We start from the raw sequence: 14,670 nt of genomic DNA on the forward strand, positions 1-14,670 counted from the left end.
CCCGCCGCCCGCCGCCCGCCGCCCGCCGCCCGCCGCCCGCCGCCCGCCGCCCGCCGCCATGATCGTGCTGGATCCTGGATGTAGTGGCCTCATCGACGGTGCGATACCACTACATCCAGGATCCAGCGCGATCTTCGGATGGTGCGGGCCGGAAGGCGATGGTTGCCGGCGAAACCATTGACTACGGCGGTCAGACAGCGTTGTCTTTCCTGTGGCACCTGGGGAAGGGGAACGATGGTCGACGATTTGTCCCTCGTATTCTGCGTGAGCGCTGACGTGTCGGTACGCGAGCGAATGGTGCGGCGACTCGACGGGCTCGGCACTCTCGTCATCTGCACCGACCTCGCCGAGTTGCAGGCGATGATCGGCCCGCCCATGGTCAACGGGCCGGCCGCACTCCTCAGCCCCTCCGCGCCCGGCACCGTTGGCGCGTCAGCCGCCGCCCCCGAAGCCGCCGCGCCCGAAGCCGCCGCCGAACCCGCCCTCGCAGTGAAGGCCACCGCCGCACCGAGGGCCGCGGCCGCGCCTGCTCTGACCCCGGAACGGATCAGCCTGCGTGATCTTGAGATCTACCCGCTCGACCACGTGGTGACGTGGCGCGGAGAACGGCTGAGCCTGACCCGACTCGAGCGCAACCTGCTCACCCAACTCGCCACCGCACCGGTCGGAGTCTGGACGTACCAACGACTCTTCGAATCGGTCTGGGGCTGCGCGTTCCTCGGCGACACGTCGAGTCTGCACTCGGCCGTGAAGCGGTTACGTCGCAAACTGCACGCCGTCGACGACGCCTTGCGCGTGCACACCGTACGAGGCGTCGGCTACCGGCTCAGCGTCGACTGATGACGTGGCACCACAAGCGAAACGGCTCGTCACCGGGTCTTCCGGTGACGAGCCGTTCTCCTCTGGTGGGCGATACTGGGTTTGAACCAGTGACCTCTTCCGTGTCAAGGAAGCGCGCTCCCACTGCGCCAATCGCCCGTGCTTGTTGCCGAGGTGGGGACGGGATTTGAACCCGCGTACACGGCTTTGCAGGCCGTTGCCTCGCCTCTCGGCCACCCCACCGAGGTTGCCCCCGTCATACGTGGCGGCAGCTCCGAGCGGACGACGGGATTCGAACCCGCGACCCTCACCTTGGCAAGGTGATGCGCTACCAGCTGCGCTACGTCCGCACGCCCCCGGACGTTCCCGGGTGACGGATGAGAACTTTAGCCGAGTAGGTGTTTGACTGCCAACTCGGGGTCGCCTCGGCGCGTCCCGGGTGGCCGGGGCTGGAGCGGAGTCACCCCCGACGGGCATCCTAGGTGGCTGGCCTGGCGTCTGAATCCGGCGCCGACCGTCACGCTCCGACACTCCTCGGCAATGATCGTCATCATCGCGTCGCATACCTGACCATCGACGTCTCGACGACCCGGCACCGGGCAGCGGACCTCGGTGAACACTCTCCGTGGAACGACGGACGACACGCGAAAGAAGTGTCCGGCTTCCGACTGCCACGGCGTGGATCGGCGCGTGGTGGTAACTGTTCGTGTTCAGTCGGATGGGCTACGGTAACGGTCGTGACGAGACGTGCGGCCGAGATCCGCCTGGATGCCCTGCTGCGCACCGCCTGCGACGTGATCGTGGAGCGCGGTCTGGCCAACACCCGGACAGCGGACGTGGCGAATGCCGCGGGCGTGAGTCAAGCGTTGGTCTTCTACCACTTCGCCACCAAGGAACGGCTGCTCGCGCAGGCCTTCGCGTACGCGGTCGAGCAGGATCTGGCCCGGCTCGACGCGGTGACCCGTTCCTCGGCCCCACCGCTGACCAAGCTCCGCCGGATCCTCAAGCTCTACACCCCGGCCGGGCGGGCGACGTCCTGGTCCATGTGGATCGACGGCTGGTCCGAGTCGCTGCGTACCCCGGAGTTGGAGAAGGTCTCCCGGCGGCTCGACCTGCGCTGGCGACAGGACCTGGCCGCGGTGATCACCGCCGGGGTGGCCGACGGCACCTTCCAGTGCGCCGACGCCGACGGGGCCGCGTGGCGGATCAGCGCGGTGATGGACGGCCTCGCCGTCCAACTCGCCGTGCACGACCGGGTGATCTCCCGCCGCCAGTTCGGCGAGTGGGTCCGGCTGGTCACCGCCCGAGAGCTCGGCCTGGACCCGGCCGACCTCGACTGAGCTGGGGTGGCCAGCACCGATCCCCGCACCGAGCCGGGCAAAACGGACTCAGTCCGCCCCGTCGACCGGAACAATCGGCGGCATGGACCTCTTGGAGGCGTACCGCCGGAGCCTGGCCGAATTCATCGACCGGGTGGATCAGATCGAGCCCGGCCAGTGGTCCGACCCGACACCCTGCTCGGACTGGGACCTCCGCACGCTTGTCAACCACGTGGTGACCGAGGACCGGTGGAGCGTTCCGCTGCTCGCCGGCCGGACCATCGACGAGGTCGGCGATCGGCTCGACGGTGACCAACTCGGCGCCGACCCGATCGCGACGGCTCGGGAGGCCGCCGCGCAGGCCGAGATCGCCGCCACCCACCCCGGCGCGATCGACCGCACCGTGCACCTCTCCGGCGGCGACACCCCGGCCACCGAGTACCTCCGGCAACTCCTCGCCGAGCACCTCGTGCACGGCTGGGACGTGGCGGTGGCGATCGGCGCGCAGCCACGGCTCGACCCGGACGCGGTGCACGCCGCCGCCCAGTGGTTCGCCGGCCAGATCGACGCCTACCGGCGCAACGACCTGGTCCACACCGGCGTACAGGTGCCCGACGACGCCGACGAGCAGGACCACCTGCTGGCCGCGTTCGGCCGCGACCCCGACTGGGCGCCGACCGCCTGAGCGAATCTCGATCTGTTGGTGCGACAGCGGCTCCGGACCTTGCCGTGACCTCGGGAGACTGATATCCACAGATGCGCATGCGTCACCGCGCATCTGTGGTCGGCGACTCGCCGGTCATCCCGCTCCCACGAGGAGGTCCCGTGCCACAACCGGAGTGGTCACCCCCGATGAGCCGGCGTCGACGCCGGCTCATCGCCATCCTGGCGACGACGGCGACGGTCGCCGCGCTGCTCCCCACCGGCGTGAGCACCGCAGCCCCCACCGGCGGCGCGACATCCGCCGAGCGCCGTTCCGGGCCGTTCGCCGAGGGGCACACCCCCGCCGACGCCGACAACCGCGCCGGTACGGCGGCACCCGACGCCCGCCAACGCGGCCTGGCCCGCGCCGTCGACCCCGATGTCCGGTGGAACCGGCTCGGCACCCCACAGGCGCTCGGCCCCGGCCGCAGCCCGCTGGCCAGCGGGCTGCCCGCCGACCCGGAGGCCGCCGCCCGCGCCTACCTGGCCGCCAACCAGGACCTGTTCGGCATGGACGCCGCCACGGTGGCCAGCATGGAACGGGTGCTGGTCCGACCGATCGGCAGCGGCACCGTCGTCACCCTCCGGCAACGCTTCGGCGACCTGCCCGCGGGGCCGGACGGCCTCGTCACCCTCGCGGTCGCCGACGGCGCGGTGCTCTCGGTCAGCTCCTCGCTGGCCCGCGACACCGGCACGCCGGCGCCGGCCACCCGCACCGCGGAGCAGGCGTACGCCGCCGCGCTCGCCGACGCCAAGCTGACCGCCGACGCCGTGGCCAGCCACACCATCCGGTCGGTGGCCGTGCCCACCCCGCTGGACGGGCCACGGGCCGCCTACGAGGTGACCATGATCGGCGCGGACACCGAGCACCCGGCCGCGTTCACCAGCTACGTGGACGGCAGCACCGGGCAGGTGCTGGTCCGTGAGGACCTCGTCGACTTCGACTCCGACAACCCGAGCTGGGCGGTCTTCCCGGCCACCCCGCCTCGCGACCTCGGCCCCGGGCAGGACCCCCGGGTGCGCTGGTGCGGGGACCCGGCCCCCGGCTGCCAGGCCGCCTTCCGCGACCCGGCCACCGGCCAACCGTGGGACGTCGACGCGGCCACCGGTACGCCGACCTTCACCTCGCGCGGCAACTCGGCCAACACGGTGCTGTCCTGGGGTGCGAGCACCCCGGTCGTGCCGGCCCCCACCAGCCCGGAACGCCGCTACGAGTACCCCTTCACCGACCAGTGGCACCAGGCGAAGTGCAACCCGGGGGTGTTCACCTCCGCCCAGCGCAACGACGCGGACGCGTCGATCGCCAACCTCTTCGCCATGCACAACCGGATGCACGACTGGTCGTACCAGTTGGGCTTCACCGAGTCGGCGTGGAACCTCCAGGCGGTCAACCTCACCCCGTCCGGCCTGGGCGGTGACGCCGAGCAGGGCCGCGCCCAGCAGGGCGCGCTGACCGGCAACCGGAACAACGCCAACCAGGGCACCCCGCGCGACGGGTTGCCGCCGACCACCAACATGTACCTCTGGCAGCCGCAGGCCGGCGGGCCGTACCCGCCGTGCGTGGACGGCGACTACGACATGACGGTGATCGGTCACGAGTACACCCACGCGATCACCAACCGGATGATCGCCGGCCCGGACAGCGGGATCAGCGGCCACCAGGGTGGGGCGATGGGTGAGTCCTGGGGCGACCTGCTGGCCGCCGAGTACCTCTTCCAGCACGGGCTGCGCGCGCCCGGCGAGACGCCCTTCATCACGGGCGGCTACGTCACCGGCAACCTGGTCAGCGGCATCCGCAACTACGACCTGAGCCGCAGCCCGCTCAACTACTCCGACATCGGCTACAACACCGCCGGCCCGGCGGTGCACGCCGACGGGGAGATCTGGGGCGCCACCAACTTCCGGGTCCGTTCCGCCCTGGTGAAGCGGTACGGCCTCGGCACCCCGCAACGGCAGCTCGACTGCGCGCTGGGCAAGGTCGCGGCAGATCAGTGCCCGGGCAACCGGCGCTGGTCACAGTTGGTCTTCGACTCGTTCCTGCTCCAGGCCGCCAGCCAGGTCAGCATGCTCGACATGCGCGACAACATGCTCACCGCCGACCTGCTCCGCTTCGGCGGGGCGAACCAGGACCTCATCTGGGCCGAGTTCGCCCGCTCCGGCATGGGCCGGGACGCCGCCACGAACGGTGCCGGCGACACCGACCCGACGCCGAGTTTCGCCTCGCCGCGCGGTGGCAACGCGACGCTCACCCTGCGGCCGCGCGGAGACAGCGCCGAAGCGCCGATCCGGGTGTACGTGGGGGCGTACGAGGCGCGGGCCGTGCCGGTGGCCGACACCGACCCGGCGACGCCGATCCCGGACACCGTGGAGATGGTGGCCGGCACGTACGACCTGCTCGCCGTGGCCCCCGGGTTCGGGCACCAGCGGCTCAGCGTCACCGCCAAGGCAGGGCAGGACGGGTACGTCGACCTGCGGATGAGCCGCAACCTCGCCTCCACCGCGTCCGGCGCCACCGTCACCGGCGACGGGGTCAACCTGGACCGGGTGGTCGACGACACCGAGGCGACGAACTGGGCGTCCCTGGACGGGGTCGCCGGCCGGCAGCTCACAGTGGCGCTGGCGGGCGACGCCCCGCAGACGGTCAAGCGGGTGAACGTCAGCGCGATGCTGCGCCCGGCGATCACCGGCGACGCCGACACCGGCGCGCAGAACGCACTCAGTGCCCTGCGCTCGTTCGCGGTGTCCGCCTGCAACGCGACGACCACCGACTGCGCGGATCCGGCGCGTTGGCAGCGCATCTACACCAGCGCGGGGGACGCGTTCCCCGGCGGGGCGTACCGGGCGTACAGCCGCGACATCAACCTCCGGACGTTCGCGGTACCCACCACCCTCGCCACCCACCTGCGTCTTGAGGTGCTGGCGAGCCAGTGCACCGGCGGCCCGAACTACGCGGGCGAGCAGGACGACGACCCCGCCACGACGACGGACTGCGCGACCGCCAGCCCGGCCCGGAGCCAGGTCCGGATCGCCGAGTTCCAGGCGTTCTCGAAGTGACACGGTGGGGCCGGCGGATGTCCGCCGGCCCCACCGACCCCCGATCAGCGCGGGTCAGCGCTACCGCCGCACGGCTCCCGTCGCGGACCCTCGATCAGCGGTGCGCTCGACTCCACGGGTCGGCGACGGCCGGGCGCTCCCAGCGCCGGTCCACCGGGGGATCGTCGCCCCCGTCGGCGTCCCCGGGCGCGGCCCGGGTCAGGTGCCGCAGCCGCAGCAGCAGCCCCACCCCGAGGAAGAGCAGCAGCCCGCCGAGGAGAAACGCGGCCTGCACCACGCCGAACGCGCCGGACTGCGAGACCGGGCGGTTGGCTGCCGGTGGCGCGGCGTCGGCCGGGTACTCCCCGACCGCCTCCTCCGTCGCCGTGCTCTCGTCCTCGGTCGGCGCGCTGGCGGATTCGGTGGGCTCCGGCGGGGTCTTCGTCGGCTTCGGGGTGCTGGTCGGTACGCCGCCCACCCCCACCACCGAACGGGTGGCGGTCTGCCGGGCCAGCAGGCGCAGGTTGGCGTCGTACGCCTCGGCGGCGAGGGTGACCCGCCCCTGGGTGACGTCCTCGGCGAAGGCCACCCGGTAGCGGGCCGTGACAGTGCGGCCCGGGCAGAGCGTGCCCGGGTCGAGTTGCCGGTCGGTCAGCCGGGCGGTGTCACCCTCGGTGCGGATCTGGAGCGGAAAGTCGCCGGTCTCCTCCACCCGATCCATCTTCACCTGGTCGAGCCGCAGGCCGCCCTGCACGCTGAGCACCATCGACCAGCGCACCTTCGCACACCTGGCGCGCCGGTCCGTCTGGGAGACCACCGCGGAGATCGTCCGCACCCGCTCACCGGCGGTGAACCGTCCCGGCAGGCCGCTCATCTCGGTGGTGAAGGCCGCCTGTGCCGGGGCAGCCGCCGCCAGCTCCACCCCGCTCAGACAGGCCAGCACCACCCCTGCCCTCAGCGCATACCGCCACACCGTCACCACCGCCGTCCTCCGTTCGGTCGCCTCCACCCCGCAACGCTAGAAGCGGGGGACGGCACCGACCAGACGGGTGTGTTCGCACCGGACGGCAAGGACGGGGTGGGTTTTCACCGACCGTGGTGAACCGGTCACCACTCCCCCGCGACACGCCGGGAGTCGGGCCGCTGGGACAATCACGCAGTGTCCGAGCTCTCCAGCACGTTCGTCCGGCTGCACGCCCGGCTGGCCCCGGTCCCGTTCGTACCTGAGGTGCGGCTGCACCAGGCGGACGAGCCGATCGGCCTGTGGGAGCTGACCGAGGGCGAGTTCTCCAGCGACCGGCCGCCGCCGTTCTGGGCGTTTGCGTGGGCCGGCGGGCAGGCCCTCGCCCGTTACGTCACCGACCACCCGGAGCTGGTCGCCGGCCGGCGGGTGCTCGACCTCGCCTCCGGCTCCGGCCTGGTGGCCATCGCCGCGGCCCGCGCCGGCGCGGCGTCAGTGCGGGCCGTCGAGGTGGACGAGTTGGCGGTGGCGGCGGTCGCCCTCAATGCGGAGGCCAACGGGGTACGCGTCGACGCCGAGTTCGGCGACATCCTCGACGGCGACGCCGGGGACGCCGAGGTGGTGCTCGCCGGAGACGTCTTCTACAGCGAGGCGATGGCCCGCCGGGTCCTGCGGTTCCTGCTGCGTGCCGCCCGGGCCGGCGCGCCGGCGCTCGTCGGTGACCCCGGCCGGGCGTTCCTGCCCCGGGACCGCTTCGACGAGGTGGCCGGGTACGACGTGCCGGTGCCGGAGGCGTTGGAGAGTGTGCGGGTGAAGCGCACCACCGTCTGGCGGCTGCGCGCCGGGCTGCCGGGGGCCTCCGGCTAGCGTGTCCGGGTGCTGTTCCGCAGCTGGGCGCAGGTGGCCGACCCCGCATGGCCGGACGTGGCCCGGGTGCCGGACCACGTCGGCGGTACCCACCTGGTCGTGACCCGGCACGCGCTGGTCCGCGAGGTCCTCGCCGACCCGGTCACCTACCGACCTGACAACGCGCTGGACGCGGTGACTCCGATGCCGGTGACCGCGCTGCGGGTGCTCGCCGGGCACCGGTTCCGGCTGCCGCCGACCCTGGCGAACAACTCGGGCGCCAGCCATCCGCAGATCCGGGCCATCGTCGCGGAGGCGTTGCACCCGGCCCGGGTGGCCGCGCAACGGCAGTGGCTCACCGCGCTGGTCCGGGACCGGGTCGCCCGGATCGGTGCCGCGCTCGACGCCGGCCCGCCTGTCGACCTGTACGCGGACCTCGCCGCCGACCTGCCGCTGCTGGTGCTGGCCCGGCTGGTCGAGTTGCCGGACGCGTCGGTCGGCGCGGTCAAGGAGTTCGCCCGCGCCGCGCTGGAGTTGTTCTGGGCGCCACTGGACCCCGACCGGCAGCTGGCGCTCGCCACCGAGGTGGGCCGGTTCCACAGCGTGCTGCGTGACTTCGCGGCCGTCGGTGGCGGTCTGGCCGCCGAGCTGCGGTCGGCCGGGCACCCGCCGGACGTGGTGGTCGGCGCGCTCTTCTTCCTGTTGGTCGCCGGGCAGGAGACCACCTCGCAGTTCCTCACCCTGCTCCTGCACCGGCTGGCCGACGAGCCGGCCGTCCGGGCCGGCCTGCGCAGCGGCGAGGTCGCGGTGGCCGACGTGGTGGAGGAGGGGTTGCGGCTGGAACCACCGATCGTCACCTGGCGGCGGGTGGCGGCGACGGAGAGCACGCTGGGCGGCACGCGGGTGCCGGCGGGCAGCAGCCTCGTGCTGTGGCTGGGCCGCGCCGGTCGGGACCCGGCGGTCGTGGAGTCGCCCGACGAGTTCCGTCCGGGCCAGCGTGGATCACGCCGGCACCTGGCGTTCGGGGCGGGCGCGCACCGCTGCGTCGGGGACGTGCTGGCCCGGATGGAGGCGGCCGTGGTGGTGGCCGAGGCCGCGCCGCTGCTGGACGGGGTGACAGTGCTCCGTCCGCCCTGGTGCCCGGACAATCTCACCTTCCGGATGCCTGACGCGTTCGTGGTCCGCCGCCGCACCGCGGACACCGGGCTGACCGGATCCTGACATCCGCTCGGTATGTTTCCGGGCGTGTCAGCCACCCCCACCCGTCGGATCCCTGCCGTCGTAACGCTTCTGGCCCTGCTGGCGTTGACTGCCTGCACAGTCGGCCCGAGCCACCCGGCGCACGCTCGGCAGGTCGCCGCGGCCGAGCCGAGTCCGTCCGTCCCGGCGGCGACCCCCTCGGCCTCGCCGTCCCCGACCGCGAAGCCCCCGTTCAAGAGCCTGGCCTGGTACGTGTCCCAGGTGCCGACGTTCCCCGAGGCGCCACTGCCGCAGCCGGTACCGCTGCCCACCACCGGCTCGGCCGCCTTCTGGCATCGCCTGCCGACCGACCAGAAGGTCGCCTTCATCACCATCGACGACGGTGGGCTGGCCCGTCCGCCGGAAGTCATCGACTTCATCTGGGAGGCGCGTATCCCGGTGACGTTGTTCCTCAACTCGCCGGCGGCGGCGGAGCACACCGACTACTTCCGGCAGATCGAGGCGGTGGGCGGGGTCGTGGAGAACCACACCATCCACCACAACTCGCTGGCCGGCCGTTCGTACGACTACCAGAAGCAGGAGATCTGCGGTGCCGCCGACAGGCTGGAGGAGCTGTTCGGCAAGCGACCCACCCTGTTCCGACCACCGTTCGGTGAGCATGACAGCAGCACGCTGAAGGCCGCGCACGACTGCGGCGCGAAGGCGGTCTTCCACTGGACCGAGACCGTCCACGAGGGGAAGGTGCGCTACCAGACCCCGGAGAAGGTGGTCCAATCCGGCGACGTGCTGCTGATGCACTTCCGACCGGCGTTGATGGACGACCTGCTCGCGGCGTTGAAGGCGATCCACCGGGCCGGGCTCACCCCGGCGCTGCTGGAGCAGTACGTACGGTGATCAGCCCGTCACCGACCTGACGAAAGTCAGGGGTGGGTGGTGCCGTTCGGGCGCGGCGGTGCGGCAGCCCGCTCGCCTAGCGTCAGCGCATGATCACATTACGTGGGTTGACGAAACGGTTCGGGTCGACCGTCGCCGTCGACGCGTTGACAGTCGACATCGCGCCCGGCCGGGTCACCGGCTTCCTCGGCCCCAACGGCGCCGGCAAGTCCACCACCATGCGGATGATCCTCGGGCTGGACCGTCCCACCGCCGGGCAGGCCCTGGTGGGCGGGCGCGCGTACCGGGAGTTGCGCCGGCCGCTGCACGAGGTGGGCGCGCTGCTCGACGCCCGGGCCATCCACCCGGCCCGGTCCGGCCGGGCGCACCTGCGGGCCATGGCGCACAGCAACGGCATCCCGACCCGCCGGGTCGACGAGGTGTTGGACACCGTCGGGCTGGACGGGCGGGCCGCCGCCAAGCCGGGGCGGACGCTCTCGCTCGGCATGGGCCAACGGCTCGGCATCGCCGGCGCGCTGCTCGGCGACCCGCCGGTGCTGATGTTCGACGAGCCGGTGAACGGACTCGACCCGGACGGGGTGCGCTGGGTGCGGCAGCTGATGCGCTCACTGGCCGACGAGGGACGGACGATCTTCGTGTCCAGCCACCTGATGAGCGAGATGCAGCTCACCGCCGACCAGCTCGTGGTGATCGGCCGGGGGCGACTGCTCGCCGACGAGCCGATCGGCGAGGTGATCGCCCGCAGCACTGTCGCGGTCCGGGTCCGCAGCCCACACCCGGACGGGCTGGCCGCGCTCGCCACGCGCCTCACGGCCGCCGGGGCGAGCGTCGAGGCGGCCGACCGGAACGAGCTGACCGTCACCGGCGCCACCGCCGACCAGGTCGGCGACCTGGCCCACGAACTGGGGGTACGACTGCACGAGCTGAGCGCACACGCCGCGTCGCTGGAGCAGGCGTTCATGGAGCTGACCGCCGACAGCGTCGAGTACGCCGGTGGCCCGACCGGAGGTGGGGCGCGATGAGCACCAACACCAGCACCAGCACCCGCCACGGCGCGGTGGCCGCCGAGTGGACCAAGCTCTCCTCGGTCCGGAGTACCTGGTGGACGGCACTGGCCGGGCTGCTGGTGATGGCTGCCAGCGCCGGTCAACTGGCCATCTACGCCGCCAACGACAACACCAACGACGACCCGACCGACGACCGGGGAATCGTCACCGTCGGCAGCGTGCTCATCAGCTCGGTCGAGTTGACCCAGTACGTGGTGCTGGCGCTGGGCCTGCTCGCGATCACCGCCGAGTTCACCAGTGGCACCATCCGTACGACGCTGCAGTGCACCCCGTCCCGCGGTCGCGTACTGCTGGCCAAGGCCGCCGTCGCCGGGGCGGTCACCTTCGCGCTCGGGCTGCTGCTCGGCGGCGTCGGCGCCCTGGTCGCCCGGCCGGTGCTCGGCGAGTGGGGCAGCGCCCCCGCCGCCGACACGGTCGGCGACATCGTGGCGGTGGCGACCTACCTGGCGCTGGTCGGTGTGCTCGCCCTGGGCCTCGGCGCCGCGCTCCGCAGTGCGGTGCTCACGCTCACCGTCCTCCTCGCCACCCTGATGATCGTGCCGCTGTCGCTCCAGGAGCCGGACATCGACGTGCTGAACCGGATCGCCGACGTGTTCCCCGGCGTGGCCGGCGGGCACTTCCTGGCCGGCGACACCGAGCCGTACCCGCCAGTGGTCGGACTGCTCCTGCTCGCCGGGTGGGCCGCCGCCGCACTGCTGCTGGGCCGGGCGGCGTTGCGCCGACGCGACGCGTAAGGCAGGCCGCGCTGAGCGGGGGCCGATCGGCCCCCGCTCAGCCGTCGACCAACCCCGCCTCGTACGCCAGGATCGCCGCCTGCACCCGGTTGCGGACGTCCAGCCGGGTGAAGATGCTGGTCAGGTAGCTCTTCACGGTGCCCTCGACGAGGTGCAGCCGACGGGCGATCTCGGCGTTGGAAAGGCCCGCCCCGACCAGGGCCAGCACCTCCCGTTCCCGCTCGGTCAGCCCGGCCGCACGGTCCCGGGCGGCGGGTCGACGGGCCAACCGGTCGGCCCCCAGCTCGATCACCCGGCGGGCCACCCTGGGCGACAGGTACGCCCCACCGTCGGCGACCGCGTGCACACCGGCGATCAGCTCACGCGGGTCGCCGGCCTTGAGCAGGAACCCGCTGGCACCGTGCCCGAGCGCCCGGGCCACGTGGTCGTCCTCGCCGAACGTGGTCAGCATGATCGTCGCGGTGTCCGGCACGACCCGGCGGATCTCGGCGGCGGCGGCCAACCCGTCCAACCGCGGCATCCGGATGTCCAGCAGCGCCACCCGGGGACGGTGGGCACGGACCAGTTCCACCGCCGCGTGCCCGTCGCCGGCCTCGGCGACCACCTCGATGCCCGGGTCGCTGGCGAGGATGGCCCGGACGCCGGCCCGGATCATCGCCTCGTCGTCGGCCAGCACCACCCGGATCGGCGGTGTCCCCGTCGTGTGGGTGTCCACTAGGCGATCCACTCCTTGCTGACCAGCCGGCCATCGGTGAAACAGAGCCGCCAGGTCGGCGCGGCCAGGGGAAAGTTACCGTCGGTGTAGTACTCGCAACCGGCCCGGTCGACAGCCGCCGACCGTTCCAACTGCCGCCGGGGCAGCCCGACCAGCTCCGAGCGGGCCGCGCCGACACGCATCTGGTCGAATGTGGCCCGGTCCAGCACCGTCCCGGCGGTCGCCACCGGGTAGTAGACGAACGAGAGCACCAGGGCGAAACAGACCGGGGCGACGAGCGCCACCAGCAGGCTGCGCCGAACCCGCCGACGGGCGTCGTGCAGCCGCCGCTCGGCGTCCACCGGCCGCTCGGCCGGGCCGGGTCGCTCGTCGGACCATGACGTCGGCGCGACCTCGGCCACCGACCCGATCGCTTCGGGTGGCGCCGCGGTGGTGGGCAACACCGCCCGTACCGTGAATCCGCCCTCGGCCCGACGGCCGGCGTCGAGCGTCCCACCGGCGAGGCGGACCCGCTCGGCGAGGGCGAGCAGCCCACTGCCCTGCGAGGGCGGGGCGGGCAGCGGCCCGGCCGGCGGAGCGTCGTTGACGACTGTCACCTCGACCCGGTCACCGTCGCGGGTGAGGCGCACGTCGACCGGAGCGCCCGGCGCGTACCGGGCCGCGTTGGTGAGCGCCTCCCGGACGATCCGGTGCGCGGCGTGACAGGTCATCGCCGGTAGGTCAGCGACCGCCGGGGCGGCGTCCAGCCGTACCACCATGCCGGCCTCGCGGGCACCGTCGACCAGGTCGGCCACCGTCTCCCCGCTCGGGCGCAGCGACGCGCCAGCCTCCTCGCGGAGCACACCGATGATCTCGTGCAGTCGCTCGGTCGCGGCGGAGACGCTGGCCCGCAACTCCCCGGCCGCGGCACGGTGCCGGTCGTCAAGGTCGGCGGCGACCTCCAGGGCGGCGGCGCGCAACGCGATCAGGCTGAGGTCGTGACCGAGAGAATCGTGCATCTCCCCCGCGATCCGGGCCCGCTCACGCAGCCGGATCCGCTCGGCGGCACCCCGCTGTTCCCGGGTCAGCGCGTCGACGTGCCGGCGACCGGCGTCGGTCAACTCCTGCTGCTGGCGGCGGTACCGACCGACCAACCAGGGGAACACGGCGGCGAAGAGCAGCACCGACGCGAGCAGGAACCAGGTGGCCGCCCCGGCGCCGAGGAACCCCAGGTTGAGCGCCGTACCACCGGCCGTGATCAGCACGAAGACCATGATCGCCGGACCCACTGTGGCGCTACGCCGCCCGGCGAGATAGCTGAAGACCGGAATGGCGAACACGAAGTTGCCGTCGACCAGCGACCCGAGCACCGCCAGCACCAGGGCGACCAACGGCTGACGTCGAGTCGCCACCACCGCCACACCGAGCAACAGGAGCTTGCCGACCAACAGCGGCACCGTGTACCGCGAATAGGGCGGGCTGACCTCGGCGTAGCCGACCGGAGCGGCCACCACCGCCCAGAGCAGCACGTCCAGCAGCAGGCGACGCCGCCGGTGCAGCCAACCCGGCGGCCGGTAGTCGAGGATCCGCACGGCGGTCAGGCTACCCACGCCCGACCTGCGCGGACACCGACGAAAGTCAGGTGTTCAGCCGCTCTCCTCGGCCCAGACCCGCCAGTCATCCAGCACCCCGTGCAGGGCCGGGGTGAGCCAACCCGGCGCGGACCGCCGGAACACACCCGGGTCCATCGCGCCCGCGCCGTCGGGCAGCGCGCCGAGCAGATTCGGCACCAGATCGGTGAGGTTCGTCCAGTGCACCAGCTCCGGTCTGGCCGGCCAGGCGCCGATCACCACACCCGCCGGCACCGCCCGACGATCCAACGCCTCCAGGGTCAACGCGGTGTGGTTGAGCGTGCCCAACCCGGCGCGGGCGACCACCACCGCCGGCGCGCCGAGCGACACCGCCAGGTCGGCCATCGTCCACGGCTCCCCCGACGGCCGCAGCCCCATCGGAACCAGCAACCCACCCGCGCCCTCGATCAACACGAGGTCGTGCTTGTCGGCCTCCGCGCGGACGGCGTCCACCGCCGCGTACAACTCCAACGGCGGCAGGTCGGCGACCCGCGCCGCAGCCAACGGGGCGAGGGGATCCGGGTAGCTGGCCAGGGTCCGACCGGTCAGCGGCGCAGCCAACCGGTTCACCGCGTCCACGTCGCCGGGCTCACCGCCGGCCGTACCGGTCTGGCCCGGCTTGACCACCGCCACCCGCAGCCCGGCGGCCTGCGCAGCGGCCGCGATCGCCGCCGTCACCACCGTCTTGCCGACCTCGGTGTCCGTCCCGGTAACCAGTACCGACCCCGCCCAGCCGCTCACGGCGCCACCTCGGTTCGCGACTGCGGGGC

13 protein-coding genes and 3 tRNA genes are annotated in these 14,670 nt (G+C 72.8%); 9 read left to right on the top strand and 7 right to left on the bottom strand.

Annotated elements, in window-relative coordinates:
* Nucleotides 1-264: 264 nt before the first annotated feature.
* Nucleotides 265-840, top strand: coding sequence for a winged helix-turn-helix domain-containing protein (locus AB0B68_RS20560; protein ID WP_357261810.1), 576 nt, complete (start codon nt 265-267; stop codon nt 838-840).
* A 63-nt stretch (nt 841-903) separates the two neighbouring features.
* On the opposite strand, the gene AB0B68_RS20565 is transcribed toward AB0B68_RS20560, so the two are convergent.
* The 3 genes from AB0B68_RS20565 to AB0B68_RS20575 all read right to left on the bottom strand — a co-directional run bounded on the left by AB0B68_RS20565 (nt 904) and on the right by AB0B68_RS20575 (nt 1,169).
* Nucleotides 904-978 (bottom strand) — tRNA-Val (locus AB0B68_RS20565).
* Nucleotides 979-991: 13 nt separating this feature from the next.
* Nucleotides 992-1,062, bottom strand: a tRNA-Cys gene (locus AB0B68_RS20570).
* Nucleotides 1,063-1,096: 34 nt separating this feature from the next.
* Nucleotides 1,097-1,169 (bottom strand) — tRNA-Gly (locus AB0B68_RS20575).
* A gap of 387 nt (nt 1,170-1,556) precedes the next feature.
* Here AB0B68_RS20575 and AB0B68_RS20580 point away from each other — a divergent pair.
* The 3 genes from AB0B68_RS20580 (at nt 1,557) to AB0B68_RS20590 (ending at nt 5,894) form a co-directional block, all read left to right on the top strand.
* Nucleotides 1,557-2,159: a TetR/AcrR family transcriptional regulator gene (locus AB0B68_RS20580; RefSeq protein WP_030336107.1), complete on the top strand. Its 603-nt coding sequence runs from the start codon at nt 1,557-1,559 to the stop codon at nt 2,157-2,159.
* An 82-nt stretch (nt 2,160-2,241) separates the two neighbouring features.
* Nucleotides 2,242-2,823 (top strand): TIGR03086 family metal-binding protein, encoded by a 582-nt coding sequence (locus AB0B68_RS20585; RefSeq protein ID WP_357202218.1) that lies wholly within the window; start codon nt 2,242-2,244, stop codon nt 2,821-2,823.
* A 140-nt stretch (nt 2,824-2,963) separates the two neighbouring features.
* Entirely contained in the window at nt 2,964-5,894 is a 2,931-nt protein-coding gene (locus AB0B68_RS20590; RefSeq protein ID WP_357261813.1) for a M36 family metallopeptidase, read from the top strand.
* A gap of 94 nt (nt 5,895-5,988) precedes the next feature.
* Here the strand turns inward: AB0B68_RS20590 and AB0B68_RS20595 are convergent, their stop codons facing one another.
* Complete coding sequence (locus tag AB0B68_RS20595; protein ID WP_357261816.1) at nt 5,989-6,882, bottom strand: hypothetical protein; 894 nt, start codon at nt 6,880-6,882, stop codon at nt 5,989-5,991.
* A gap of 150 nt (nt 6,883-7,032) precedes the next feature.
* On the opposite strand from AB0B68_RS20595, the gene AB0B68_RS20600 reads away from it, so the two are divergent.
* The 5 genes from AB0B68_RS20600 (at nt 7,033) to AB0B68_RS20620 (ending at nt 11,575) form a co-directional block, all read left to right on the top strand.
* Nucleotides 7,033-7,701, top strand: a complete 669-nt coding sequence (locus AB0B68_RS20600) for a 50S ribosomal protein L11 methyltransferase (RefSeq protein ID WP_357202210.1) — start codon at nt 7,033-7,035, stop codon at nt 7,699-7,701.
* 9 nt (nt 7,702-7,710) lie between these two features.
* A complete protein-coding gene (locus tag AB0B68_RS20605) occupies nt 7,711-8,901 on the top strand; it encodes a cytochrome P450 (RefSeq protein ID WP_357261819.1) in 1,191 nt (396 codons plus the stop codon).
* A 24-nt stretch (nt 8,902-8,925) separates the two neighbouring features.
* Nucleotides 8,926-9,774, top strand: coding sequence for a polysaccharide deacetylase family protein (locus AB0B68_RS20610; RefSeq protein ID WP_357202204.1), 849 nt, complete (start codon nt 8,926-8,928; stop codon nt 9,772-9,774).
* Nucleotides 9,775-9,863: 89 nt separating this feature from the next.
* Entirely contained in the window at nt 9,864-10,796 is a 933-nt protein-coding gene (locus AB0B68_RS20615; RefSeq protein ID WP_357202201.1) for an ATP-binding cassette domain-containing protein, read from the top strand.
* On the top strand, nt 10,793-11,575 hold the full coding sequence (locus tag AB0B68_RS20620; RefSeq protein WP_357202199.1) for an ABC transporter permease subunit: 783 nt from the start codon (nt 10,793-10,795) through the stop codon (nt 11,573-11,575). The genes AB0B68_RS20615 and AB0B68_RS20620 overlap by 4 nt, the downstream gene beginning before the upstream one ends.
* Before the next feature lie 37 nt (nt 11,576-11,612).
* On the opposite strand, the gene AB0B68_RS20625 is transcribed toward AB0B68_RS20620, so the two are convergent.
* The 3 genes from AB0B68_RS20625 to bioD are packed head-to-tail and all read right to left on the bottom strand — an operon-like array spanning nt 11,613 to nt 14,641.
* A complete protein-coding gene (locus AB0B68_RS20625) occupies nt 11,613-12,290 on the bottom strand; it encodes a response regulator transcription factor (protein WP_357205298.1) in 678 nt (225 codons plus the stop codon).
* Nucleotides 12,290-13,861: a histidine kinase gene (locus tag AB0B68_RS20630; RefSeq protein WP_357261822.1), complete on the bottom strand. Its 1,572-nt coding sequence runs from the start codon at nt 13,859-13,861 to the stop codon at nt 12,290-12,292. Before AB0B68_RS20630 ends, AB0B68_RS20625 begins: the two co-directional genes overlap by 1 nt.
* A gap of 54 nt (nt 13,862-13,915) precedes the next feature.
* Nucleotides 13,916-14,641, bottom strand: coding sequence for a dethiobiotin synthase (gene bioD, locus AB0B68_RS20635; protein WP_196921778.1), 726 nt, complete (start codon nt 14,639-14,641; stop codon nt 13,916-13,918).
* Nucleotides 14,642-14,670: the final 29 nt, after the last annotated feature.

The sequence above is a fragment of the Micromonospora sp. NPDC049049 genome, from assembly GCF_040649115.1.
GTDB lineage: Bacteria > Actinomycetota > Actinomycetes > Mycobacteriales > Micromonosporaceae > Micromonospora.